The following is a 25222-nucleotide window of genomic DNA, read 5'->3' as shown; positions in this document are numbered from 1 at the left end:
ACCACCTGTACGCCGTCTACCGCCAGCCCTGCTGCAGCTTTTCCGCCGGGTGATCTACAGCAGGGCGCGCGTCAACTGCAACGGTGCCACGGCCGTTACTCCGTCATCAGCCTGTGCATCGGATGGGGCAAGCCCCGGCGATGGTTATTGAAAAGGTATAATACTTCCAACATGAAAAATTCGACCGCGAAATCTTCAATAAAATGGGGGACGATGTGGTAAATCTCGCATCAGATATGGGGGAACACCATGTTGAAACTGTGCGGCTTTAGCGTGAGCAATTACTACAACAAGGTGAAGTTCGCCTTGCTGGAAAAAAACATCCCGTTCCAGGAGGAACTCGTCTATCCCAACAGCGAAGAAGCGTTCCTCAAGCGCACGCCGATGGGCAAGGTGCCGTTCATCGAATCCAACGGCGGCACGATTTGCGAATCGCAGGTCATCATCGAATATCTGGAAGACATCCACCCCACTCCGCCGCTTTACCCCGAAAATCCCCACCAGGCCGCCAAATGCCGCGAGCTTATACAGTTCATTGAATTGCATCTGGAGCTGGTAGCGCGCCGGCTCTATGGCGAAGTGTTCTTCGGCCGCAAGGTTGCCGATGACGTCAAGGCAGAAGTCAAACAGCGGTTGGAAAAAGGCGTGGCGGCGTTTGCCGGGCTGGTTAAATTCGCTCCGTATATCGCCGGCAATAAGTTTACCTACGCCGACTGCGCAGCGTTCGTGCATCTGCCAATGGTGGCGCATGCCTCCAAGACTATTTACGGCAAGGATGCGCTGGAATCCGTTGGCGGCGTCGCATCCTACCTCAAGCGGGTTGGCGCGCGCCCGCATGCGCAAAAAGTCATGAGCGACCGCGAAGCCGCTCTGCCCGCGTTCATGGCGCTCCTCAAAAGACGAGCTTAAATGAACCCGATATCGCCGATGCCGCGGCAAGCTTCAGTCGAGCAAGTCCGGCTGTTCCTTGACGATGCTTTGCCACAGCGGCTGGAACTGGAACCAGCCGGCAAACTCGCTGCCGATTTGTGCGTAAGTTAACCTGGCGTTGTCCTCGCTGATCAAGACCGGCTTGCCCGCCGCTTCCGCCATCAATTGCGCCTGGCAGGAGCGCTCCATGGTGATGAACCACCACACCGCTTCATCCACAGTCTTGCCGACAGTCAACAAACCGTGGTTGCGCAAAATTATCGCTTTCCTGTTCCCCAGCGTCTGCGCGATGCGCTTGCCCTCTTCGGTATCCAGCACCACGCCGGTGTAATCATCAAACAGCGCGTGGTCCTGGTAAAACGCGCAGGCGTCCTGAGTGAGCGGATCCAGCAGGCGCCCGAGCATGGACCAGGTCTTGCCGTACATGGAGTGCGCGTGCGCCGCCGCCATGCAATCGGGCCGTGCGGCGTGCACCTGCGAATGGATGGCAAACGCAGCAGCATTCACCAGACGATTGCCTTCCACTACTTCGCCCTTGTGATTCACCAAAATCATGTCGGAAGCCTTGATCTGGCCGAAATACACGCCGAAGGGATTCACCCAGAAGCGGTCGGAAAATTCCGGGTCACGCGCGGTGATGTGTCCTGCCACGCCTTCGTCAAATCCAAACTTGGAAAACAGCCGGAACGCGCCGGCCAGGCGTTGTTTGACGTAACAGCGATGCTCCGCAATGCTGCCAAACTTCGGCGGTCCGGGAAGATTAAACTCGATTCTCATGGAAACCTTCTGCTGCACGATGTCCGTTTGATTCTGCGCGCAAGCGGCCATCTTTTAAGTTCGGGCACGGGAGTTTTTATTTAGATAAAGCTTGGGAAAGCGCGGTGATAAACGGTCCGAGTTTGGGGGGACGTGTTTCCAGTCCCACTTTTACTCCCAGCGTGCTTAACGCCCTGCTGCAAACCGGGCCGATGGACGCCACCAGAGTTTTATTGAGATTGGCTTTCAACGCATCTTTTTTTCCAAGCTGTTCCGCCACGGCAAAAAGGTTGTAAGCCTGAGAGGCGCTGGTGAACGCCACGGCATGAATCTCGCCGCGCTCCAGCGCGCCGATCAAATCAACCAGCGGCTGCGTATTTTCCGGCAACGCCCAGCGGTAAGTGGGAATTTCGACCACCGTCGCGCCCCGGAGTTGCAGCGCTTTTTGCAGTTCCACGTTGATTTCGCCATAACGCTGCACCACCACGCGCTCGCCTTGAAGCGGCACCGCATCCAGCGCATCGAGCACTTCCGCCGTGGTATAAGGCTCTGCGGCGCTCAAATCAATGCGCACATTGCGCGAGCGCAAAACCGCAGTGGGCTTAGGGCCGCGCACCACGATCTTAGATTGAGAAAGCAGGTGCATCAGCGTCCCGGTCAAACCCAGGTCGTCGGTCACGTTGAAGAGCGCCCGGGTTCCAACCCCGGTCTGAAAAATCACCACCTTGACCGGCTGCGCTTCCCATTCACGTATCAGCCTGCCGATGTATTCACTGTCGATATCAGGCACTTCGGCAAGCGCCGGCGCGGAAAACGGCTTGCCGCCGTGTTTCACCACCATCTCGGCGAGCTGGTCGCTGACCCGGGCTTCCAATAGCGCAACGGTTTTGCCTTGCATAGGTTGATTGGGGATCTGTTAGAAGAATGAGTTTAAAGAAGAACCATGCATTGTACAATCACACTCATTGAGGATTAAGTTTGATAATGAACTGCTAAATGGTTTTTGATAATATTTTGGGGTTTGTTGCAGGCATTCTCACCACGCTGGCGTTTGTGCCGCAGGCCTGGCGAGTGTGGAAAACGCGCTCGGTAAAGGACATTTCGCTCGGCATGTATATTATCTTCACCAGCGGAGTCGGCCTGTGGCTCGTTTATGGAATCGTCATCCATTCCCTGCCGCTGATTCTTGCCAACAGCGTCACCTTCGTGCTGGCGGCGTTTATTTTGATCATGAAGATTCGCTTGGGCTGAATTTTAATATTAAATATTTAAAATCAATACATTATTATAATTACTTAATGTAATATATAAAATACAAAAATCACCGTCCGGGTGGCCATGAATAACCTGGCGAACGTTACAATGTATTAGACTATTATCAACCCGGCACACAAGAACGGCGAGATACGAGGACAGCTTAATCCAAAGTAAACGCGACCTCAGAAATAGCGGGCAAGCAAATGCACCAACGTTTGTGGCGTCCCCAACCGGATTCGAACCGGTGTTACCGCCGTGAAAGAGCGATATTTCACTTGATACATCAATAATGTCGCTCAAGCCTCCTTGGAAAACAGGGGCCACACTGGCACTGACGCTTGCAATCACCTACACGGTTTGCGCAGCTGCCTACGTGCTGTGGCCCGAACGGGGAATCGATTTCCTAAACGCCCTGTTTCACGGTTTAGACTTTCACAAGCTCGGAACGCCCATGACGTTCACCTTCCTGATGTTCCTCTATCCGTTGGTGGTCTTCGTGATTTGGGGCTTCGCGGTCGGGATGCTCTATGCCTGGCTTCATAACCTCCTTCATGGCAACAGCAGACAAGGCTGATGCAACCGGTGGCTTTGGACAATCTTGGAGCAACGCGATGGCGACCGACCCTGTGTGCGGCATGCGGGTCGATCCGATCAAGGCGGCCGGGAGCGAACCCTATCTGGGCAAGCAGTATTTCTTCTGCTCCAAGCATTGCCAGGCAAAATTCAAAGCTGACCCGGCAGCGTACGCCGGCAAGAAGGCAGGCGGTGAGCACGAGCACGCGTACGGACACGGCCACGCACACGGAGCCGACTGCGTTCACGATCACGTACAACACCCGCATCGCACTTCTGCAGTCATTGCGCCGACTGCGCCAGTCGTACAGATGGTAGCGCCTGGTACCATTTACACCTGCCCAATGCATCCGGAGATTCGGCAGGTTGGGCCCGGTGCCTGCCCGAAATGCGGCATGGCGCTCGAGCCGGTGGTGGCAAGCGCCGAAAGCCAGCCAAACCCGGAGCTAATCGACATGACGCGGAGATTCCGGATCGGCCTCGTCCTGACAGTGCCGGTGCTCGTGCTCGCCATGGTGGAGCATCTCCCCGGCATGCATCTTGAACACTACGTCAGCCCGATGGTTTCGGGTTGGATCCAGTTCATCCTGAGCTCGCCGGTCGTCCTCTGGGCGGGTTGGCCCTTTTTCGTGCGCGGCTGGAATTCGCTCGTGTCGCGTAGCCTCAACATGTACACACTCATCGGCCTCGGGGTGGCGGTTGCCTTTGGCTACAGCGCCGTTGCATTCCTCGTCCCGGGCATCTTCCCCCCCGCTTTTCGGGACACCTCGGGGCGTGTCGGGCTCTACTTCGAGGCGGCCGCGGTAATCGCAGTACTGGTGCTGCTTGGCGAAGTACTGCAGTTGCGCGCGCGCGCGAACACCAGCAGCGCCATCCGCGCCCTGCTCAAGCTCGCGCCGGCGACGGCCGTTCGCGTAGGTGTGGACGGAACCGACGAAGAAGTGCCGCTCGATCAAGTGCAGAAAGGCGACCGCCTGCGCGTGCGCCCGGGCGATAAAGTGCCCGTCGACGGCATGGTGCTCGAGGGACACAGCAGCGTCGATGAATCCCTGGTCACAGGCGAGCCGGTGCCGGTGGAAAAGCACTCCGGTGAAAAGGTCACGGGTGGCACCATCAACGGCACCGGCAGCTTTGTCATGCGCACCGATCGCGTTGGCTCGGAGACGCTGCTCGCCCAGATTGTGCAGATGGTCACGGAGGCGCAGCGTACCCGCGCTCCGATCCAGAATCTCGCCGACGTCGTGTCGTCCTATTTCGTTCCCGCGGTGGTGGGAATAGCCATCGTCGCATTTATCGTGTGGTCTATTTACGGGCCACCGCCGGCGATGGCGTTTGCCCTGGTGAGCGCAGTGTCAGTGCTGATCATCGCCTGTCCTTGCGCGCTCGGGCTTGCCACGCCGATGTCCATCATGGTTGGCACCGGTCGCGGTGCGCAGGCGGGCGTGCTTATCCGCAATGCCGAAGCGCTGGAGCGGATGGAGAGGATCGACACCCTGGTCGTCGACAAGACCGGCACGTTGACCGAAGGCAAACCTAAGCTGACTTCGGTGGTGCCCGCAGAAGGCGTTACGGAAAACCAGGTGCTGCAGGTCGCCGCAAGCCTCGAACGTGGCAGCGAGCATCCGCTCGCAGCAGCGATTCTGGCGGGTGCAAAGGAACGAAGTGTGACGCTGCTGCCGGTCGAAAATTTCAACGCAGTCACCGGCAAGGGTGTGCAGGCCACGCTCGAAAGCCGCAGCGTCGCGCTGGGTAATCTTCGATTTGCCGAATCCCTTGTCGAGGTGCCGCAGACCTACAAAGAGCGCGCCGACGCCCTGAGGAAGAGCGGCGAGACCGTGGTCTTTCTCGTGGACGGCGAACGTTTCGCAGGGCTCATCGGCGTGGCAGATCCGATCAAGGCGTCGACGCCTGAAGCGCTGCGAGCGCTCGCTGCCGAGGGGATTCAGGTCGTGATGCTGACCGGCGACAACCAAGTCACGGCGCTGGCGGTGGCCCAGCGGCTCGGCATCACCGAAGTCCGCGCCGACGTCCTGCCGCAGGAAAAAGGCGCGGTCGTAAAGGCGCTGCGTGCCGAAGGACGCGCGGTGGCAATGGCGGGCGACGGCGTCAACGATGCGCCCGCGCTTGCCGAAGCGGAAGTCGGGATCGCCATGGGGACCGGCGCAGATGTCGCCATCCACAGCGCCGGCATCACGCTGGTGAAAGGCGATCTGCGCGGCATCGTGCGGGCGCGGCTTCTTTCCCGCGCCACCATGCGCAACATCCGCGAGAACCTGTTTCTGGCCTTTGTCTACAACATGCTGGGCGTGCCGATCGCCGCCGGCGTACTGTTTCCCTTTACCGGACTGCTGCTTAATCCGATGATCGCCGCCGCGGCGATGAGCGCGAGCTCGGTGTCGGTGGTCGTGAACGCGCTCAGGCTGCGCAAGGCGAGGATCTAGCGGTCCGATCGATGGCGCACGAGCGCGCTCACGGCATTGCTCGGGCTGATCGAGCCCATCTTTGTTCCCGAATACTGGAATCCCCCGACGCTGTTCGAGTTGGCTCAGCGGACCGGTTAGATATTATGTGGCGTCCCCAAGAGGATTTGACAGTTATCTAAGCCACCTTTCAGTCCCCTGGCAGACAATGCTGGAGAACTGTTAACCATGCGGCTCCCCAATTCCTGGTCATGGTGGCCGCCAGCGACAACAGGTACGCTTTACCACCGCTGGCGATTACGGTACCACGGGCGAGGCTGGGGGGATTTTTTCTCCGTCGCCTTTTCCTCGCGCGTTTCCATAGAGTCTCCATGGGCGCCTGACTGATCCGAGGAAGAGGACGAAGACGGTCGCTGCTCAGAATCAGCAGTTTTTCGTCTGGAGGATGTTTTCTCGGGAATCCGAAGGAAGCTGTTTCGCACCCTCTCCAGATTACGAAGGATAAAAGCCGAAATTCTCTGAGCCATAAAGCTGTTTTAATGATCCCAAATGGCGGGCAAGTAAATGCGCCAACGTTTGTGGCGTCCCCAACCGGATTCGAACCGGTGTTACCGCCGTGAAAGGGCGATGTCCTAGGCCTCTAGACGATGGGGACTCAAGGACTTTTTTGAAGGAAGATCTGGTGGAGGTAAGCGGGATCGAACCGCTGACCTCTTGCATGCCATGCAAGCGCTCTCCCAGCTGAGCTATACCCCCACAAAGGTTGCGAATTATACTTGATGCCGCGCGCCCTAGGCAAGAAAACCGCGTTTATTACACATGGTTGGCGAGCTGCTTGCGTAGCCGTTTGAGTACCTGTTCGCGGCCTATCAGTTCCAGCGTGGCGTCGATGGGCGGGGTCTGCGCGCTGCCGGTCACCAGCACCCGAAGCGGCATGGCGATTTTGGGCATTGCGAGTTTGTATTTATCCAGCACAGCCTTGATTGCCGTGTGTATGGCTTCCGCATTCCATTCGCCCAAAGAAGCGAAACGGCCAGTCAATTCGGAGAGCGCAGGCTGCACTTCGGGGGTGAGGTGCTTGTCGAGGAGTTCTTTCGAAGGCTGGACTTCGCGGTAAAAAAGCAGCGCGGAATCGGCCAGCTCGTTCAAGGTTTGCGCGCGCTCTTTCAAAAGCCCTGCCACGGATTCGAGGTTCGGCCCGTCGGTCATGTTTTCGACAGTTAATGCAGGCCTCAGGAACGCGCGCAACCAAACGAATTTGCGCTTCAGTCCGCCTGTTATTTTTCCACCCCTTTGCATAATAAGCGGGGCGAGTTTGGCAGCAAGCGAGCGGTTATCGGTGCTTTTGAGGTGTTGCTGGTTAATCCAAGCAAGCTTTTCCGGATTGAACTGCGCCGGCGACTTGCTGATGTGCCCGAGGTCGAACCACTCGATGAATTGCTCGACCGAGAACACTTCCGCATCCCCATGCGACCAGCCGAGCCGCGCCAAGTAATTCAGCAGCGCTTCCGGCAAATAGCCTTCTTCGCGGTACTGCATCACGCTCACCGCGCCGTGGCGCTTGGAAAGCCGTTCGCCGTCCGCGCCCAGTATCATCGGCACATGCGCGTATTGCGGCAAAGCCGCGCCCAGCGCCTTGAGGATATTGATCTGGCGCGGCGTGTTGTTGACGTGATCATCGCCGCGAATCACGTGGGTGATGCCCATATCGAGATCGTCCACCACCACGCCGAAGTTGTAAGTCGGCACGCCGTCGGCGCGCAGCAGCACCACATCGTCGAGCTCGCTGTTGCTCACGCCGATGCGGCCCTTGACCAGATCGTCGAATGCCACTTCGCCCTCGAGCGGATTCCTGAAACGCACCACCGGCGTAACACCCGGCGGCGTCTGTTTGGAATCGCGCCAGCGGCCGTCGTAGCGCGGCTTTTCTCCCCGCGCCCGCTGCGCTTCGCGCATCGCTTCCAGTTCTTCCTTGCTGGCATAGCAATAATAGGCCTTGTTTTCTTTAATCAGCCGCTGCGCAAATTCCTGATAGCGCGGCAGACGCTGCATCTGGTAAAACGGGCCTTCGTCCAAGTAGAGCCCGAGCCAGCCCATGCTGTCGAGAATCGCCCGGATGGATTCCTTCGTCGAGCGCTCGCGGTCGGTGTCCTCGATGCGCAGCACGAATTTGCCGCCATGCCGGCGCGCGTAGGCCCAGGAGAAGAGAGCGGTGCGCGCGCCGCCGATATGCAGATACCCGGTGGGGCTGGGAGCGAAGCGGGTGCGGATGGTCATGATGAGTACGCAATAAAATGACCATTTTACTTGATTGCGGCGGTGCAGCTAAAATCCCTTCATGGCAAGCGGATGAACGACAAACCCGATGCAAACCCTGCAAGATTATCTGCGCCCCGGCCTTGACATCGTTTCAATCGGCCTCAACCCTTCTCTTTACTCGGTGAAAAAGGGCTTTTATTTCGCGCGCCCGCAAAACCGCTTCTGGAAAGCGCTCAACGCCTCGAAATTGGCGGATCAAGAACTGGTTCCGGGCAAGACTGCCATGAACAAATTATTCCGCGAACATGGCATCGGATTTACCGACGTCGTGAAGCGCCCTACCGCCAATGCCGCCGGACTTGAATCCGCCGACTTCCGCAAATGGGTCCCAGTCTTGTGCGATAAGCTGCTGTATTACCGGCCGTGCATCGCATGGTTCCATGGAAAGATCGCCTACAAAAATTTCCTGCGGTACACTACTGGCGCCGATCTCGACCTGCCGTGGGGCGCACAAACAATACCGATCGGTGAATCTGCTGTATTCGTGAGCCCCAATCCCAGCCCGGCCAACGCCGCGTTCTCGCTCGACGAGCTTGTCGGCTGGTATGTGAAACTCAAGAAACTGCGTGAAAAATTGTGCCAGTGACGCCCGATAAATTGACCGTGGATGCTTGCTATGGTTAAATTTGCGTTCGGCGGGTGGTTAGCTCAGCGGTAGAGCACTGCCTTCACACGGCAGGGGTCACTGGTTCGATCCCAGTATCACCCACCACTGAAACCAAGGCTTAGGGAACTCCCTAGGCTTTTTTGCTTTTAATAACCAGACCTCACAAAGAATTACACCTTGCCCTTGAACACGCGGTCGAGGATGAGGGAAAAGTAGCATCGTGTGCTGCGATGGTTACGGTGTGCACAAAAAAAATCGTCTCTGACCCTTAGTGTTCTTGCCGGTATGCTTGTGAGACGAGCATTCTATAGTATACTTTTGATATGGTAATAATTACGCATAGGGTAAGTATAGTGCTCGTTTGCGCGTTCGTGTTTTGGAGCGCACACGCCCAGGCAGGGGGCGGTTTTCTTGGGATCGATCACCGCCTGAACTCCGATAACAGCGGAATCTGGAACCGCAACATTCAAAATGCATTGATTTACACTATGGTGGGAACCGAGATAATCGGTGCGGTCTGGGAAGGGGGCGAAACCCGGCTCGGCAGAACCTTCTGGCAATCGATTGACTCGTCAGCAATCGGCGTAGTGTCGTCCGAAGCGATGAAACATATATTCACCCGCGCCCGCCCGATTCAAGGAAACAATCCCAATGCTTGGTTTCAAGGCGGGTCACACTACAGCTTTCCCAGCGGAGAGGTGACCACTGTCACCGCAATCGTTACACCTTTTGTTCTCGAATACCGGCATGACTACCCGGCTGTCTATGCACTTGAGTTGCTTCCGCTTTATGACGCAATTGCACGAATGAAGTCTCAGGCGCACTGGCAAACTGATGTCTTGGCCGCGTTCGCGTTGGGCACGCTAACCGGTTATTACGCGCATTCAAGAGACAATCCGTTGATACTCAATGTTCTACCTGGTGGTTTCATGGTGGGTCTGCGCATGAAATTTTAGTTTAAAATAGTTTGGTGAAATACCCGCCTATCCGTGGCAGCAATCGAAAGGACCGTCATTGGGTTCGCCTGGCATTGCGCGGAGCGTGGACTCGAACACAGCAATTCACCCGCGCTCCCGCAAGCTCTTGATGTTTTCAGCTCCTCAAGCAGGGCAAATCTGAGCACTGGTCGATCCCAGTATCACCTACCAACGAACCGATCGTTTTCCGCGAATTATTTCCGGAGGTACTAGCCTAAATCGTCGGACGGGCTTAAACTTTACCTTACTATCCCGAAGCGTTGATCGGGGCTTTCTCAATTCAGGGCCGGGACAGCCGGCAACGCCAACGGCCTGAGCACCCGACCCGCCTGTATAACGGAGGTCGAAAATGTCAATTCGCATAGGTGAAGAAGCACCGGATTTTACGGCCGAAACTACGGAAGGTCAGATCCGGTTCCACGAGTGGATCGGGGACAAATGGGCTGTCTTGTTCTCCCATCCGAAAGATTTCACACCCGTCTGCACCACAGAGCTCGGATACATGGCCGGTCTGAAGCCTGAGTTCGACAAGCGCAACACCAAGATCATCGGCCTCAGCGTAGACCCGGTCAGCGACCACAAAGCCTGGGCCAAGGACATCCAGGAAACACAAGGGCATATGGTCAATTATCCCATGATCGGCGATTCGGACCTGAATGTCGCAAAACTCTACGACATGATCCACCCCAATGCGAGCGGGGGGAAACGCACCGCGGTGGACAATGCGACGGTACGCTCGGTATTTGTCATCGGGCCCGACAAAAAGGTCAAGGCCATGATCATTTATCCGATGAGCACGGGCCGCAACTTTGACGAGGTGTTGCGCTTGCTCGATTCGGTGCAGTTGAATGCCAAGCACACCGTTGCTACCCCGGTAAACTGGAAACCGGGCGAGGACGTTATCATTCCCACTTCGGTTTCCGACGAGGATGCCAGGAAGAAATACCCGCAGGGCTTTAAAACCCTAAAGCCGTATCTGCGTACTGTGGCGCAGCCGAAGTAGGTTTGCATCGGAAGCGAAACAGGGCGCACACGGGCGCCCTGTTTCATTAACGAACCACAATGCGAGCGCGAATATTGGACAGCTAGCGCAAAGCCGGGTTAGCCGACCAACGAGCAGTCAGAGGCATTTTGCTCTTGCGCATGTGTAAAGGGACTGTGGCCACCTTTGGAACACTTTGACTCCGAAACTAGCGCTGAAGGGGTCACTGGATCCCAGTATCACCCACCACTTTAAATAAAGGCCTGGGCGAAAACCCGGCTTTTTTCTTTCAAAGGCCGGTGTCCCCAAAAAATTCGCCTCTGCCCCCTAGTGTTCTTCTGCCTTAAGCCGAGTCAGGGATGACAATGCATTAAAATGCTACTATCAACATGGTACAAAAAATCAGGCAGGTCATTCTGCCGCGCATCCGCGGCAAGCTGGATCCCGCCTCCGCATAGGGCGTGAACCGCAAGCGAGAAACTACGATGGCTCATGGCCGCTGGCTGAACAACGTCATTTCCCACTCGCTCGCCGCTTCATGGTGGCACAAGATATAGACGCTGCCATCATAGACTTGTACCTTGAAGTAACGGCCATCGGGGGAGAGCCAACGGTCGATGACTTCCTTTACATGGATGCGGCGCTCTCCCAGGTAAAAGGCACGGGGCTCCTCTTCGCCCCGGTGGCCAGCGTAGCATTGCACTCGGATCTTCATTGGCCCATGTCATCCGGATTCGAAACAACGGCTGTGTTCCCGCTGGATGCGGTCCAAGATAGTTGAGTGGTTACGAGTCATATGGGCGCATCGATCAAGGGTCCGGCACGTAGTGGCTTGGTTATGGCGCTGCTCGCATTGCTTTGGCCAGGAGTAGTAGATTTGACTCGTTCTTCAACCCCGAATTCCAGCGCTAATCCGCCCGCCCAGCTGGCTGACCGGCTTCGCACCCATGTCGCCAAGCTGGCCGGCGAGATCGGTGAGCGCAATGTGTTCCGCCCAAGGGCGTTACATGCTGCGGCGGATTACATCCACGCCGAGTGGACGGCCCAAGGATATCAGGTCGCAGCCCATAGCTATCAAGTTGAGGGGGTGCTCAGCGAAAATCTTGAAGTCATGCTCCCAGGCAAATCGAAACCCAACGAGATCATTTTGATTGGCGCCCACTACGATTCCGTGCGGGGCAGTCCTGGCGCCAACGATAACGCCAGCGGCGTGGCCGCGTTGCTCGAGATCAGCCGGAAATTCGCAGAACTTGCGCCCGTGCGCAGCGTGCACTTCGTCGCGTTTGTGAACGAAGAGCCACCGTTTTTCTATTGGGGCGAGATGGGCAGCATGATTTATGCCAAGGCGGCGCGGGCGCGGGGAGACGATATTCGCCTGATGGTGTCGCTGGAAATGCTCGGGTTTTACACCGACACGCCCGGCAGCCAAAGCTACCCGCCCCTGCTGCGCTTTTTCTACCCGGACCGGGGGAACTTCATCGCTTTCGTTTCCAACTTCAGCTCCCGCCACGCACTGCGTCAACTGGTAGATGCGTTCCGCGCCCGTTCGGATTTCCCCGCCGAATCACTCGCCACGTTCGAGTTCATTCCGGGCGTGTCGTGGAGCGACCACCTTTCTTTCTGGCGGCAAGGTTATCCCGCCCTGATGGTCACCGACACGGCATTCTATCGCTACGCGTATTACCACACGGCCCTGGATACGCCTGAGAAGCTGAATTACGACGCCATGGTGCGGGTCGTTGAGGGCCTGCAGAATGCATTTGCTGCATTAGCTAAATAAATATGCGGGTGGTTAGCTCAGCGGTCGAGCACTGGCTTCACCCAGCAGGGGCACTGGTTCGAATCCAGTATTACCCACTACATTAAAATAAAGGCCGGGCGGAAACCCGGTTTTTTTGCTTTCAAAGACCGACGTCCCCAAAAAAATTCGTCTCTGACCCTTAGTGTTTTTGAACGGGCCACGTTACCGCAGCGCGAAGCGGTGGCGCGCGGGATTGAATTTCTTATCGCTCCAAAGCACTCCAGCGGCTCGCGACGCCGACGGCGCGCGATCGAGCCCTGCTTTCCCGGACGCCTCAGCCCGAGAGCACGCTGAGTCGCCTGTGGCGCGACCCTGAAAAGCGTGTATTTCTTGGGGCGGTGGCTGCGGCTGCGCTCGTTGGGATCATCATCGCGTTCGGTTAGCCGGAGCCCTGACCCGATAAAACTGCGTTCGCCGGGCCACCCGCGCGCCCATGCAAGTACGCCGATCTGGCGCGAGACCGGTTTTAAGAAATAGTGGCACCACACGCGGTACAGAATTTGGCTCCCGCAGGGACCGGAGCGCCGCATTTTTCACACGCCCGCTTTGCGCCTGATCTTGCCGCACCCGATTTGAACAGCTCGATGAATGGTTCGGAATGGTGGAATAGCGCGACTACAAGCCATAGAGCAGAGACGGTAATGCCGAGAATGAAAAGCCAGTTGTAGAGATTTCGAAGGCTAGGATCCATGAATGACTTCAAGACGATCAGCAGCACGATGTAGGCAATGGAAGCTACGACGAGCGTGGCGAGCGGCAGAACGATAAAACTCAGGAAAGCCGTTTTGCCCCCTTCATCGCGAAACTGGCCTGCGGCTCTCTTGGCCATTAACCAAAAGAGGAGGAGGGCGCCGCCATAACCCAGGAATCTTGCCAGCTTGGCCGCTGTCAGCTTTGGTGTTCCAAGTACGGTTTGCTTGAAAAGCTCCAGTTCCCCAATGACCCCGCCAAGCACCAACGCGATCACAAGCACCAAGACATACCGTCCAACCCAGGTCCAGTTTTCGGTCATAAGAAGGTTTCCTCTCTATTAACACTGCAACATTTGGTTCATGCGCGGCGGCTTCTCCGAGTGCCGCAAGTCGGGCACGCAAAGGATACTCCAAACTTCGGGGTGGACCGAAGAATTTTAAAGGGGTCGGAGTTGCATTTTTCTGCGGAATGCTAAATAACGGAAGGAAATTTTAATCGCTTTAAAAATAATTTGGTTCTGATACCTAGTGACCCAATTGCTACAATCCCCAGCCCGTCACCGGGATCACCTGGCCCGTAATGCCTGCGGCGGCCCCAGAAGCGAGGAAAGCCACGGTTTCTGCGATATCCTGGCGTTTGGTCCAGCGCTTCAGATCTTTGGGTTTCATCGCAGCAATGTTCGATGCCGTATCCACGAGCCCAGGCGCCACTGCGTTGACGCGGATTCCAAAATCTCTTCCTTCCAGCGCCAGCGTGCGCGTGAGGGCCTCGATTCCCGCCTTGGCACAGTTGTAGGCGATCATGTTGGCCTGGGAAAGCCCAGCCCGCGAGAAGTTGATGATGACCCCGCCTCCAGCGTCCCGCATGTGCGGGAAAACCGTGCGCGAGGCTAGGAAAGCGCTCAGAAGGTTATTTCCCAGTTCGTAATTCCAATCGTCCAGGCTGTGCTCTACTGCGGACTTGTACCGGGTAAGACCCCCCGCCAGATTGACCAAGATGTCAATCTTGCCGTATTCACTTAAGGCGCGCTCGACCAGCTGGCGCACCTGGGATTCATCGGTAAGATTTGCAGCCAGGGGAAGTACACGCGCTCCGGCTTGGCGCAACTCTTTAGCGCGCGCGTCCACGTTGCTCTGAGTGCGCGCGCAAATCGCGAGCGCGGCGCCCTTCTCGGCCAGCGCCTTGGCGACCGCTTGTCCGACCTGTCCGTCCTGGCTCACTCCTGTCACCAGGGCAACTTTTCCTTCAAGAATGGCTGGCATATTCATACCCTCCTTCCTAATGACTTGTCCTCCAATAATCGTTCCAACCCGGCATTAATAGCAAGGGATATTTACGGTAAGGCAACAAAGCGCACGGAGCGCAGGGGATTTGACACCGTTGCCTGGCGGCAACTTGGGGATTCTAAGGTGTCGGGGTTGCATCTTTTCCGTGGAACGCTATTGTCGGAAGTGAAATTTTAATCGCTTCAAAAATAATTCGCCTCTGACCACTAGTGTTTTTCCATCATGGTCACGCGCACCGCGCGGGTGGTGGCCCGTTTAATCAATTCCGGCCAGATTTTCTCCGGCTCCATTTCGAAGATCACGCCCGCATCTGCGGGTACCACATACCACCCGCCCCGCTTAATCTCGTTTTGCAACTGTCCCGGTCCCCAACCCGAATGTCCGGCGTAAACTTTTAAATGTCTGGGAGGTTGCGGGCTGGCCAGCAATTCCTCGAGCAAATCGAGGCTGAAGCTCAGATAAACGTCGCCCGCCATCCGCAGGGTCTGCCGGGGCTGCTCATCGGAACGGAACATGAATACCAACGCAAGAGGATAAACCGGCCCGCCGACATAAACGTTGTCATTGCTTTTTTCTAATACTGGATTATCAGGAAATAGTTTGCCCAATGGGAAGTCGGTCAGCCGGTTGACAATCACACCCATCGCGCCTTCGGGAGTGGGCCTGACCAGCACCACTGCCTCCTGGAAATTGGGATCCAGCATATCCCTTTTTGCCACCAGAAATATGCCTCCCGTTTCCTCGGCGGTTTCAGCCAATACCGGAAAAGCCCACAGCAGCAGAGCGAGGACTTGCAAGGCAGCGTGAATAAATCGGTATCTCATCTTCTTGTCTGAATCCAAACTCAAGTGCAATTCCGAAAAGATTCGCGGCGCACGCTATATTTAAGGTGTCGGGGTCGCATTTTTTCTACTGAACGCCAATCCCAGTAGTGAAATTTTTATCGCATCAAGAATAATTTGTTTCTGACCCCCGGTGATTTGTTATAATTGTTGCACGTTATGCATTAATTAAGTTGCATTTTAGCCTGATTAAATTTCCCGGTCGAACAGCTGAGCTGTCGGCACATAAGTTCTCGACAGGAGATATCTCATGAGCACAATTGAACCGGCACCTTCCAAACTTGATGCCTTACGCACCCAAAACCTGCCTGATCCGAAGAAAAAGCATGTAACGGAACGTAAACAATCTATGATCAAAACCCTTGGATATGCGGCCCAGAGCGCGGCCGCGCCGTTGGGCTCGTTCACCTTCGAGAGGCGCGAGCCGGGTCCCCGCGACGTGCAGATCGAGATCCTCTACTGCGGCGTGTGCCATTCGGATCTGCACACCGCCCGCAACGAGTGGAAAAATACTGTCTACCCGGTGGTGCCCGGACATGAGATTGTGGGCCGGGTGACGAAGGTCGGTAACGAAGTGAAGACCTTCAAGGCCGGTGACTTGGCCGCCGTCGGCTGCATGGTCGATTCCTGCCGCACCTGCGTCGATTGCCGCGAGAGCTTGGAGCAGTACTGCCAGAACGAACTCACCTTTACCTACAACAGCCCGGACAAACACACCGGCAAGATGACCTATGGCGGGTACTCCACCCAGATTGTGGTGGATGAGCATTTCGTGCTGCACGTGTCCGAGAAACTCGACCTCGCCGCCGTTGCACCGCTGCTGTGCGCGGGTATCACAACCTACTCTCCGCTGCGCCACTGGAAGGTGGGCGCGGGTGACAAGGTCGGCATTGTCGGACTTGGCGGCTTGGGCCACATGGGCGTGAAGCTCGCTCATGCCTTCCGCGCACACGTGGTGCTCTTCACGACCTCGCCTGGCAAGACGCAGGACGCTAAACGCCTGGGCGCCGACGAGGTGGTCGTCTCAAAGAATCCCGACGAGATGAAGAAGCACCTGAACAGCTTCGACTTCATCCTCAACACCGTGGCTGCGCCACACAATCTGGACGCCTACCTCGAGTTGCTCAAGCGCGACGGCACAATGTGCCTGATCGGCGTGCCGGCACATCCGCACCCGTCGCCCAGCATCGGCAATCTCATCTTCAGGCGCCGGCAACTGGCCGGCTCGCTCATTGGCGGGATCCGGGAAACGCAAGAGATGCTCGATTTCTGCGCCAAGCACAACATCGTCTCGGACATCGAAATGATCCCAATGCAGAAGATCAACGAAGCTTACGAACGCATGCTTAAAAGTGACGTTAAGTACCGCTTCGTCATCGACCTCGCGTCGTTAAAGCAATAAGTTCGTACGACAGCCTGATTAATTATTATTGATAAGGATTCTAAGAGGTCAGAGTAGCAATTTTCTGCGGAACGCTAAATGTCGGGAGTGAAATTCCAATCGCTTCAAAAATAATTCGTCTCTGACCCCTAGTGTTCTCTATGTCATGATTTTGTAATTCGTCAGGGACAGGTAAAGCGGAGTCGTCATGAGGCTCGATTGCCGCCTAACGCTCAAGCTCAGCCACCGGACACGCGAAGGCGTGGCCGGTCGGCTACAGCGCAATGTTGGGCGTAATCTGCTCGCGTGCCTTACCTCCGGCGATAACCCAGCGAAGCAGTTTCACCCACGGAGACCATGCGTGCACACTGGGCACTAGACCCAGAGATGCTTCCGCACGAGCAAGAGAATCTTCAATCAGTGCATCGTGCATTGGTCGGAACGCAAGAAGCCAAGTAACGATCGCTCGCCCGTGTGTTGTCAATTCCAATGTGTGCCGTAGCACCGCTTTATTATTGGCCGTTGCAAAAATATCGTAACCGTGAAATCCATTAAAACCCTTCGGCCCGAGGAACCGAAAGCGAATGGATTGCCCCGGAGCATATGCCTCGATGAAATAACGAATAGGGCCATGGCAACAGGTGGCTCCGACGGACAGCGGGCGATCGAATTCCATACGCGGCCACGAATAATTGGGCCAAAGTCGATCTTCGCGTGAAGCAAGCGAATCAATGAGCTTTCCAACTTCGACCGGCGGTGCATTCAACGCGCGTGCTTGGATGTTTAGTACCTGCATGTTGACCTCCGTACAATGTGGAACTTCTCGTTCGGCAAAAGCGTGACCTGGAATCCCAAGGCAGCGACGGGGAACCCTGGGATTAAATTGACCGAATACGTGAGCTGCGCAATCGTAATCGATTGCCACCGAACAAAGCTGCCCTTCGGTTCGTCGCGCGGCATCGTAATCTGTGCCCTCTAATTGGACGACCGAAAAGTCGCCTTATAAAACAACATATCCCATGCCATTGTTAAGAAATCCGTTGAGTTCACTGGGATATCGTAGTACCTCCATCATTGTTTTCTCCCTCAGCAAAGCATGGCTAGACTGTGAGCAATTGACATGCCATCTTGAATTTGGCTCATTGGAACAACGAAATAGATCAAGCGTTGCCCAGGGCGTAGCGGTTTTTGCCCGGCTCAGCTTGCAAATCTGTCGCAGACACACGACAGCGCCACACGGCTCGCGATTCGTTTGCTTGATTCGTTGAGGTTTTTCTGTGTCGCCGGAATGCGACAACTCCACACGGCTCGCGATTCGTTTGCTTGATTCGTTGAGGTTTTTCTGTCTCGCCGGAATACGACAACGCTACACGGCTCGCGATTCATTTGCTTAATTTTTTGAGGTTTTCTGTCTCGCCGGAATGCGACGGCGGGTTTCCTGGTTGGCCCCGGAAACGCCCGTCTCTCGGCGACCGCGCCCACTCTAGAGGCCGAGCTTTAAAGTATGATTACCATAGCTAAACAGGACAAACACTGCGGCTTACGTCAACATAGCGCCCTCGCAGTGCACAACCATCAGGAGTGAGGGCCAGTCCGTCCGCTGGTATCGGGATCGTAACGCGAACCATAACGCCTATTGCTTCACTTCATTGTTGCAGCTCGCGACGCCTTGCCATCTAACTAAAGGAATAGAATTCTAAGAGGTCGGGGGCGCATTTTTCTGCGAAATGCTGAATGCCGGGAGTGAAATTTAAATTGCTTCAAATGATAATTCTTTCTGACTTCTAGTATTCCCATTACTGAGCGGTGAATCCCCCATCGACCGGAAAGGCATGCCCGGTCACGAACGAAGCTTGGTCCGAACAAAGCCAAACCACCGCATTGGCAATTTCTTCCGGCTTGCCGGTTCGCCCTATGGGGTGCATTGCGGCCATTTGTGCATTCGCTTCCGGGTTGTCACCGACAACGTGCGTCAGCATTTCCGTTTCAATGGCCGCAGGGTTCACTGCATTGATGCGAATGCCGGATTTGGAGTATTCCAGGGCAGCGGCCTTGGTCAGCCCGACCACGGCATGTTTGCTCGCGGTATAAATCCCGATGCCGGCAATGCCGACGAGGCCGGCGACCGACGACATGTTTACAATTGCGCCACCGCCCCGCTTGAGCATTTCGGGTATCTCGTATTTCATTGACAACCACACGCCCTTGACGTTGATGTCCATGATTCGGCCAAAAGTTTCTTCGGTCTGCTCCACGATGGGCCCCGGCGTTTGTTCAATCACGCCTGCGTTGTTGAAGGCGTAATCCAGGCGCCCGTATGTCGCCACAGTTTTTTCCACCATCGCCCTGACATCCGCGGTTTTGGCGACGTCAGTTTTAATGAAAAAACCGTCGTTGCCCGCCTTCTTGAGAAGCTGGACGGTTTCCTCGCCTTCCTTGATGCGACGGCTGGCTACCACAACTTTCGCGCCCTCGCGGGCAAACGCAATTGCGGTCGCTCGGCCGATACCTGAACTGCCTCCTGTTACGATTGCTACTTTTCCTGTAAACGCTGCCATTTCAGATCTCCTTTCGGTTGAACCGCAAGTGATCGATTCAAAGGGGTCGGGGTCGCTTTTTTCTGCGAAACGCTAAATGTCGGGAGTGAAATTTTAATCGCTTCAAAAATAAATCGTCTCTAACCCCTAGTAGCTCCCAACATGTTTAGGTAAGAGCGGACCGATTTTCGTTAGCTTGACAATGCCCCCGCGAGGTCGCCGCCTTCCTCGAGTTCGGAAAACCGCACCGGCAGAATCTCCTTGATCATGAGCTTGCCGTTTCCCGCTTTCTCCACCAGCACCAGTTGCTGCTTGTCAGAGATGCCGGTCGGGATCACCATCCTGCCGCCAAGCTTCAGCTGCGCGATCAACGGCGGCGGGATGAGGTCGGGCGCCGCGGTGACCATGATCTTGTCGAACGGCGCGTGTTCCGGCCAGCCGTAGTAGCCGTTGCCGATGCGCACCTCGACGTTGCGGTAACCCAGGCGATGGAGCCGCCGTTTGGCGCCGAGCGCGAGCTCCTCGATGATCTCGATGCTGTAGACCTGCTTTACCAGCTCCGCCAGGATCGCCGCCTGGTAGCCGACTCCGGCGCCGACCTCCAGCACCACGTCGCCCGGCTGCGGCTCGAGCAGGTCGGTCATAACCGCGACGATGAACGGCTGCGAGATGGTCTTGTCGTAGCCGACCGGCAGCGGCCGGTTGAGGTAGGCGTGGGGCCGCAGTTCCACCGGCACGAACTCGTGGCGCGGGATCTTGGCCATCACCTCGATCACCCGCGCATCGAGCGCGGCCTTGCCCAGCCGCGGCGTGAGAAACACGGTTTCGGCCACGACCTCAGCAACCATCTGCTGCCGCATCAAATCAACCCGCTGCTCATCCATCGCGCTGCCCGCCGGGTCCACAGTTACTCAAGATCACAGCTTACATTAATGAACAAAAATTTGCCGGAGTCAAACCAGCCCGGAGCACGGTATGCTATCGGCTGCGGCTTCGCTCCGGAACCAGTTATCCGAGGTGATGGGCCGTTTGATTTCTGATCCAGCTTGGATGTGAGTTTCCAGAAATTCTCTTCCCTAGGGTCATCGCGCGGGATTTTTCTTCAAAGGGGATTCGAACCTCTAACCAGCTAGCTTAAACTCCCACCAATCGTGCGGCAGGATTCGGCATAGATTCTAAGGGGTCGGGGTCGCATTTTTCCGCGGAACGCGAAATGCCGGGAGTGAAATTCTAATCGCTTCAAAAATAATTCGTCTTTTACCCCTAGTGTTCGACACCGATCACAAAAACTAAGATAATCACCCTAGCGCTCGGCAAGAAATGTAGACACCAATAGAAATTGGAGACATCCCGTCAAAAGGACCGGCTGATGGACAGCGGCGCGCGACTAAGCGGGAGTGCGGAATGAAGCTGACAGCGGGGCCGCGCGAGTAAGAAACCCAATGACATGAACGACTGGAAACCAGGAAAGGACATACCATGCGGGCATTTGTTGTAGATCGTTGCAATGCGCTTCTCAAGTTTGCCGATTCACTGGACTGGCTGGCGCCGCTGGTGGTGCGTTTGTTCTTCGGCTATTTCTGGCTGGAGACAGGCTGGGCCAAGCTGCATAACCTGGACGCCTTCACGGAACGTTTCATCGGCTGGGGGATTCCATTTCCTGCCTTTAGCGCCGCGCTGTCAGCGGGGACGGAGTTTGTCGCAGGTGGGCTGATCATGATTGGGTTGCTAACGCGATTGGCGGCGATCCCGATGATCATCAACATGGTTGTCGCCATTGCCCTGGTGGTCATCAAGAACGTCGGCAGCTTCGATGACTTCGTCGAGTTGGATGAGTTTGTTTACATTCTCATCTTCTTCTGGCTGCTCATGGCGGGTCCGGGCAAGGTCAGCGTTGATACGCTGATCAACCGCCGGCTGGGATTGCGGAATCGTTGATCGAGCCGCTGACCCGCCCGGCTCTTTTTGTAGCACTCGTGTCTACGCTCGGGTTATGAAGTAGATAAGGTGTCGGGGGTCGCATTTTTCTGCGAAATGCTGAATGCCGGGAATGATATTTTAATCGCTTCAAAGATAACTCGTCTCCGACCCCTAGTGTTCTTTAAAACCTAGCCCCAGGCGTCTGCACTCAAGCCGCACTTCCCAGCATCCGCACTTCATGTTGCGGGAACGGGATGACGATGTTCCTGCTGCGGAAGGTTTCGACGATCGTCTTTTTGATCTCGCCTCCTGCAGGGCCGTAATCCGGCACGTTGACCCACGGCTTCACCGCAATGTTGATCGAGGAATGGGCAAGCACGCTGACCGCGATAGCGGGAACCGGCTCTTTCAGTATCCGCGGGTTGTTCTGCAGCACTTCGTTGATTGTCGAAAGCGCTTTGTTCAGGTCAGTGTCGTAGGCGACGCCGACCATGACTTCGAGCTGCCGGATCTTTCCGTAGTTGTGCAGGATCTCGCCGACGATCTTGCGGTTGGGGATGACCAACTGCGACAGGTCCGCGTGGCTGAGTACGGTAGTGAAGAGACTGATGTTATCAACCTGGCCTTCTTCGCCGACGATCGAGATGTAGTCGCCGACGCGGAATGGCCTGGTAAAGATGATGGTCAGTCCGGCCACCATGTTGCCAAGCACGCCCTGCATCGCCAGGGCGATGCCGGCGCCGGCCACGCCGAGGCCTGCAATCAAAGGCAGCAGTTCTACCCCGAGGTTCTGCAGCGCCATGATCGCGAACAGACCCACGACCAAGATCCGCACGATCCGCATCAGCAACTGGCGAACCAGTGGCTCGAGATTGAATTTTCTGAGCCCACCATCGATGATCCTGCCTGCCCAGCGGCCCGCGAAGATGCCGACGACGACGATTGCGACCGCGACTAGCACTTTCGGCCCGAACTGGATGACCAGATCGATGACCGTGCGTTTCACGTGTTCCAGTGTTTCGAGTTGATCGTTCATGAGCGTCCTTTCATAAAGATTCTAGAGGGTCGGAGTTGCATTTTTTCGGGAACGCTAAATGTCGGGAGTGAAACTTTAATCGCTTAAAAAATAATTCGTCTCTGACTCCTAGTGTTCTATTGCATGTTTTCTGGGTGATTTGCACCACCACGCTTCAATGGTGTTACATGGTCAACTGCGTAGCCAGGAAATGCGCCGAAGGTTTTTCAGGGGACCGAACAATCGTTCCATGGCGATTCGGGTGCGCCGTGTTGAATTTCGGTCGGTTTTCAAGTCACACTCTTAGAATTTGAAAGTTCCTTGCAGTAAACCGCCGTAGCGCTCGGTCTTGAAATTAACGGGTTGCGGTAAACCACCGCCACCGAAGGCTACGTCCTCGAAATGTGCATTACCCTTGGTTTCAACGTGCCAGTACCTGCCGCCCACGCCGAGGCTAAACATTTGCGTAACCTGATAACTTAGTATGGCCTCAAGTTGGACACCGCTGTGACCTGTGCCGTCATCTGGAATGGGACCGGTAAAACCCCCCGGGGTCCCGATCCGCAACCAGTGGGTGTCATGACTATCCAGTCGCGTATAAGGTAGCCAAGCGGCATCAGCAGTCAGCTTCAGACCGCCTGCCAGCATTATGTCGCCAACAAGACCAAGACGGACTGAATGCCAGATGCCATCATTCGTAATAACAAGGGTCGAGTCCGGTATTGCGGAAACACATATAACAGGATTGGAGGCAGTCTGAGTACAGCCGTGGGCATTCAACTTCTCGTGGTAATAATGGTAGCCGACAAATGCTCCTAACCTGTAACTCGGCCGCTTGAGGAAATTGAAGCCGACATCAGCACTGGCATACGTAATGTTGCCGTCCTTCAGATCGCTCGAAGTAGCCGAGTACGGTACAACACCCGGCGGAAAGTCCTCATCCTTTAGATTGCCGTTCGTAACTTTCCCGAGGCCGACATAGCCTTTAAAGAACGCACCGGATGAATGGTCGTTGGCGCGGAAAAAGAATTCTCCGGAATGAGCAGTCAGGTCACTGTAGGTGGGCCGCGAGACAATCGCTGACCCGGTCGTGTCGTAAAGATCCTGCGCAGTCTTGCCACTACTATACCAATAACGAATACCGAACTCGGTTTCGGGTACTGTAAGCGACGGCTGAGCGTCGTTGGTTGTGCCCGCTGCGTTGGCCGTTTTCTGGGCCGGGCTTTCATTGAACTGGTAGTTCATTCCGGCACGGACAACATGACCTGCCAAGCGGAAATCCGTATGGGTGTTGAACGGCGGGATAGGCGGCGTCGGATAACCGACCACCGTGGCCCCGCCGAGATCGTAATAAAGATATTCGAGCTTCGCTGTCAGGCTGTTGGTGACGGCGTATTCTGCGCCCGCGCCGGCTGTCCAGCCGACCCTCGTGCTCGTGTCTGAGCCAATAAAACTTAGGCCAGGGAAAGTCAGATTCGTCGAGGCCCTCACTTGCCCATAGGCAACACCACCGGTTCCATAGATCATCAGGCGATCGAGAGGCGTGAAGCCGAGACGGCCTCTCAATGTCCCGAACCAGTCGAGCATTTGCCTCTCGTTAAAGGTGAAAGGAACGGGGCCGGCGACAACTCCGCTCGTCGCGGCAGTCCCGGAAATCTTGCTATACGAGATGTCAGCTTCGATGCCGAGGACGACGTTGTTGATCCGAGAATTGTGCCCAATCTGGAGACCGCCGATGAAGCCGTTTGCTTTAAGGCTATAAGACGCTGGAACTGCAGGAGCCAAGCCTACAAAACCTCCGTCTGGAAATCCTGTCACCGTGCTGGTGGAATCTCTGCCCCGCGAGTAGCCTGTGTGCAGACCGATGTAGCTACCACTCCAACGGGAGGGAACTGCCGTGATGACCGACGTCGTAGTCACCACCGGGTCGGCGGATAGAGCCGCCGTCTGGAGCATTGAAAAACAAGTGGCTGCGAGCAAAAACTTTTTCATGCCCACCTCCCCAGAACCACGTTCCTAAACCGCTCAGTTTTGCGTTTGTATCAAGCGGCCAAATTGCTCCGACTTTTCCCAGATGGACATACCGAACACTGAACCAAAAGTACTATAGTCCTATCTCTAGCCCCCAGCAACGATCCGCCGGACGATTTCTTTTCTGTTTGCAAAGCGAGCTCAGCCGCCCTGGGGGATTCTAAGGGATTAGGGTCGCGTTTTTTCTGCGGAACGCTGAATGCCGGGAGTGAAATTTAATCGCTTCAAAAATAATCCATCTCTGGTCCCTAAGGCGCTCCGATGAAGTCTTGCTTGCCGATCTCGACGCCACAGTGCCTGAGAATGTCATAGGCGGTAGTAACGTGGAAATAGAAGTTAGGCAGCGCGAAATTTAAGAGAAAGGGCATGCCCAAAAAGGTCAACGTATTATTACGTATCTGCAACGTAATGGTTCTCTCCTCCGAACCGTTAATTTGCTCTGGCTTCAACGTCTCGAGGTAAGCGATCGTCTTGTCGATACGTGTTAAAAGCTCGGGAAAGGTGGCCTCATTGTCCTCAAACTTTGGCGACTCCCGCCCTGCCAAACGCGCTCCACATCCTTTGGCGGCGTCCGAAGCAATTTGAACTTGCCGCGCCATAGGAAACATGTCGGGGTAAAGACGGCTATTGATCAGGACTGTAGGCTCGATTTTCTTTGCTTCCGCGTAGGTTGCGCCCTTTGCAAGAATCGCTGCGAGGTTTTTTAACATGCGGATAAAAACTGGTATTGAGGCTTCGTACATCGATATCGTCATTGGGCTGCCCCCGGTTTCACGGACACCTTGTTAAGGTAGGATGATACCTATGGAGGTGTACGATGGAAAGACGGAAATTCAGCCGGGAGTTCAAGCTTGAGGCAGTGAAGCTGGTAAAGGAACGCGGGGTGGCGCTTACG

23 protein-coding genes and 4 tRNA genes are annotated in these 25222 nt (G+C 55.7%); 12 read left to right on the top strand and 15 right to left on the bottom strand.

Going from position 1 to position 25222, the window contains the following annotated elements; translation table 11 throughout:
• Window positions 1-249: 249 nt before the first annotated feature.
• Window positions 250-909 carry a glutathione S-transferase gene (locus VHE58_01890; GenBank protein ID HVS26045.1) on the top strand — a complete coding sequence of 220 codons (660 nt, stop codon included), beginning with the start codon at window positions 250-252 and terminating at the stop codon, window positions 907-909.
• Window positions 910-942: 33 nt separating this feature from the next.
• Here VHE58_01890 and VHE58_01885 read toward each other — a convergent pair whose 3' ends face one another.
• Together VHE58_01885 and VHE58_01880 are read right to left on the bottom strand one after the other, a co-directional pair.
• A complete protein-coding gene (locus VHE58_01885; protein ID HVS26044.1) occupies window positions 943-1758 on the bottom strand; it encodes a class II aldolase/adducin family protein in 816 nt (271 codons plus the stop codon).
• Between the two features lie 25 nt (window positions 1759-1783).
• Complete coding sequence (locus VHE58_01880) at window positions 1784-2584, bottom strand: uroporphyrinogen-III synthase (GenBank protein ID HVS26043.1); 801 nt, start codon at window positions 2582-2584, stop codon at window positions 1784-1786.
• A gap of 98 nt (window positions 2585-2682) precedes the next feature.
• Here VHE58_01880 and VHE58_01875 point away from each other — a divergent pair, with 98 nt between their 5' ends.
• The 3 genes from VHE58_01875 (at window position 2683) to VHE58_01865 (ending at window position 5957) form a co-directional block, all read left to right on the top strand.
• Window positions 2683-2937 (top strand): SemiSWEET transporter, encoded by a 255-nt coding sequence (locus tag VHE58_01875; GenBank protein ID HVS26042.1) that lies wholly within the window; start codon window positions 2683-2685, stop codon window positions 2935-2937.
• A 295-nt stretch (window positions 2938-3232) separates the two neighbouring features.
• Entirely contained in the window at window positions 3233-3517 is a 285-nt protein-coding gene (locus VHE58_01870; GenBank protein HVS26041.1) for a DUF5676 family membrane protein, read from the top strand.
• A 37-nt stretch (window positions 3518-3554) separates the two neighbouring features.
• Entirely contained in the window at window positions 3555-5957 is a 2403-nt protein-coding gene (locus VHE58_01865) for a heavy metal translocating P-type ATPase (protein ID HVS26040.1), read from the top strand.
• A 558-nt stretch (window positions 5958-6515) separates the two neighbouring features.
• On the opposite strand, the gene VHE58_01860 is transcribed toward VHE58_01865, so the two are convergent.
• The 3 genes from VHE58_01860 to gltX all read right to left on the bottom strand — a co-directional run bounded on the left by VHE58_01860 (window position 6516) and on the right by gltX (window position 8213).
• Window positions 6516-6591 (bottom strand) — tRNA-Glu (locus VHE58_01860).
• 25 nt (window positions 6592-6616) lie between these two features.
• Window positions 6617-6692, bottom strand: a tRNA-Ala gene (locus VHE58_01855).
• Between the two features lie 57 nt (window positions 6693-6749).
• Complete coding sequence (gltX, locus tag VHE58_01850) at window positions 6750-8213, bottom strand: glutamate--tRNA ligase (GenBank protein ID HVS26039.1); 1464 nt, start codon at window positions 8211-8213, stop codon at window positions 6750-6752.
• Window positions 8214-8301: 88 nt separating this feature from the next.
• Here gltX and VHE58_01845 point away from each other — a divergent pair, with 88 nt between their 5' ends.
• The 4 genes from VHE58_01845 (at window position 8302) to VHE58_01830 (ending at window position 10842) form a co-directional block, all read left to right on the top strand.
• Window positions 8302-8841 (top strand): mismatch-specific DNA-glycosylase, encoded by a 540-nt coding sequence (locus VHE58_01845; GenBank protein ID HVS26038.1) that lies wholly within the window; start codon window positions 8302-8304, stop codon window positions 8839-8841.
• 51 nt (window positions 8842-8892) lie between these two features.
• Window positions 8893-8967, top strand: a tRNA-Val gene (locus tag VHE58_01840).
• 248 nt (window positions 8968-9215) lie between these two features.
• Window positions 9216-9818, top strand: a complete 603-nt coding sequence (locus VHE58_01835) for a phosphatase PAP2 family protein (protein HVS26037.1) — start codon at window positions 9216-9218, stop codon at window positions 9816-9818.
• A 370-nt stretch (window positions 9819-10188) separates the two neighbouring features.
• Window positions 10189-10842 carry a peroxiredoxin gene (locus VHE58_01830; protein ID HVS26036.1) on the top strand — a complete coding sequence of 218 codons (654 nt, stop codon included), beginning with the start codon at window positions 10189-10191 and terminating at the stop codon, window positions 10840-10842.
• A 469-nt stretch (window positions 10843-11311) separates the two neighbouring features.
• On the opposite strand, the gene VHE58_01825 is transcribed toward VHE58_01830, so the two are convergent.
• Window positions 11312-11536, bottom strand: a complete 225-nt coding sequence (locus tag VHE58_01825) for a hypothetical protein (protein ID HVS26035.1) — start codon at window positions 11534-11536, stop codon at window positions 11312-11314.
• 123 nt (window positions 11537-11659) lie between these two features.
• Here VHE58_01825 and VHE58_01820 point away from each other — a divergent pair, with 123 nt between their 5' ends.
• Window positions 11660-12601: a M28 family metallopeptidase gene (locus VHE58_01820; GenBank protein HVS26034.1), complete on the top strand. Its 942-nt coding sequence runs from the start codon at window positions 11660-11662 to the stop codon at window positions 12599-12601.
• 6 nt (window positions 12602-12607) lie between these two features.
• Window positions 12608-12678 (top strand) — tRNA-OTHER (locus VHE58_01815).
• Window positions 12679-13088: 410 nt separating this feature from the next.
• Here VHE58_01815 and VHE58_01810 read toward each other — a convergent pair.
• The 3 genes from VHE58_01810 to VHE58_01800 form a co-directional block, all read right to left on the bottom strand.
• Window positions 13089-13634: a zinc ribbon domain-containing protein gene (locus VHE58_01810; protein ID HVS26033.1), complete on the bottom strand. Its 546-nt coding sequence runs from the start codon at window positions 13632-13634 to the stop codon at window positions 13089-13091.
• Between the two features lie 220 nt (window positions 13635-13854).
• Window positions 13855-14577: an SDR family NAD(P)-dependent oxidoreductase gene (locus VHE58_01805; GenBank protein HVS26032.1), complete on the bottom strand. Its 723-nt coding sequence runs from the start codon at window positions 14575-14577 to the stop codon at window positions 13855-13857.
• A gap of 230 nt (window positions 14578-14807) precedes the next feature.
• Window positions 14808-15425 (bottom strand): YqgE/AlgH family protein, encoded by a 618-nt coding sequence (locus VHE58_01800; GenBank protein ID HVS26031.1) that lies wholly within the window; start codon window positions 15423-15425, stop codon window positions 14808-14810.
• A 367-nt stretch (window positions 15426-15792) separates the two neighbouring features.
• Here VHE58_01800 and VHE58_01795 point away from each other — a divergent pair, with 367 nt between their 5' ends.
• A complete protein-coding gene (locus VHE58_01795) occupies window positions 15793-16845 on the top strand; it encodes an NAD(P)-dependent alcohol dehydrogenase (protein ID HVS26030.1) in 1053 nt (350 codons plus the stop codon).
• 253 nt (window positions 16846-17098) lie between these two features.
• Here the strand turns inward: VHE58_01795 and VHE58_01790 are convergent, their stop codons facing one another.
• The 3 genes from VHE58_01790 to VHE58_01780 form a co-directional block, all read right to left on the bottom strand.
• On the bottom strand, window positions 17099-17620 hold the full coding sequence (locus VHE58_01790) for an SRPBCC family protein (GenBank protein ID HVS26029.1): 522 nt from the start codon (window positions 17618-17620) through the stop codon (window positions 17099-17101).
• 1000 nt (window positions 17621-18620) lie between these two features.
• Window positions 18621-19382 (bottom strand): SDR family oxidoreductase, encoded by a 762-nt coding sequence (locus VHE58_01785; GenBank protein ID HVS26028.1) that lies wholly within the window; start codon window positions 19380-19382, stop codon window positions 18621-18623.
• Between the two features lie 170 nt (window positions 19383-19552).
• Window positions 19553-20266 (bottom strand): protein-L-isoaspartate(D-aspartate) O-methyltransferase, encoded by a 714-nt coding sequence (locus tag VHE58_01780; GenBank protein ID HVS26027.1) that lies wholly within the window; start codon window positions 20264-20266, stop codon window positions 19553-19555.
• A gap of 574 nt (window positions 20267-20840) precedes the next feature.
• On the opposite strand from VHE58_01780, the gene VHE58_01775 reads away from it, so the two are divergent.
• Window positions 20841-21299 carry a DoxX family protein gene (locus VHE58_01775; protein HVS26026.1) on the top strand — a complete coding sequence of 153 codons (459 nt, stop codon included), beginning with the start codon at window positions 20841-20843 and terminating at the stop codon, window positions 21297-21299.
• 190 nt (window positions 21300-21489) lie between these two features.
• Here VHE58_01775 and VHE58_01770 read toward each other — a convergent pair whose 3' ends face one another.
• The 3 genes from VHE58_01770 to VHE58_01760 all read right to left on the bottom strand — a co-directional run bounded on the left by VHE58_01770 (window position 21490) and on the right by VHE58_01760 (window position 25082).
• Window positions 21490-22317 carry a mechanosensitive ion channel family protein gene (locus tag VHE58_01770; protein HVS26025.1) on the bottom strand — a complete coding sequence of 276 codons (828 nt, stop codon included), beginning with the start codon at window positions 22315-22317 and terminating at the stop codon, window positions 21490-21492.
• A gap of 282 nt (window positions 22318-22599) precedes the next feature.
• Window positions 22600-24288: an outer membrane protein gene (locus tag VHE58_01765; GenBank protein ID HVS26024.1), complete on the bottom strand. Its 1689-nt coding sequence runs from the start codon at window positions 24286-24288 to the stop codon at window positions 22600-22602.
• A 287-nt stretch (window positions 24289-24575) separates the two neighbouring features.
• Window positions 24576-25082 (bottom strand): DUF1993 family protein, encoded by a 507-nt coding sequence (locus VHE58_01760; GenBank protein ID HVS26023.1) that lies wholly within the window; start codon window positions 25080-25082, stop codon window positions 24576-24578.
• Between the last annotated feature and the right edge of the window lie 140 nt (window positions 25083-25222).

The organism is Burkholderiales bacterium (assembly GCA_035543335.1).
GTDB lineage: Bacteria > Pseudomonadota > Gammaproteobacteria > Burkholderiales > JAHFRG01 > JAHFRG01.
This window is presented reverse-complemented; position numbering and strand designations above follow the sequence as displayed.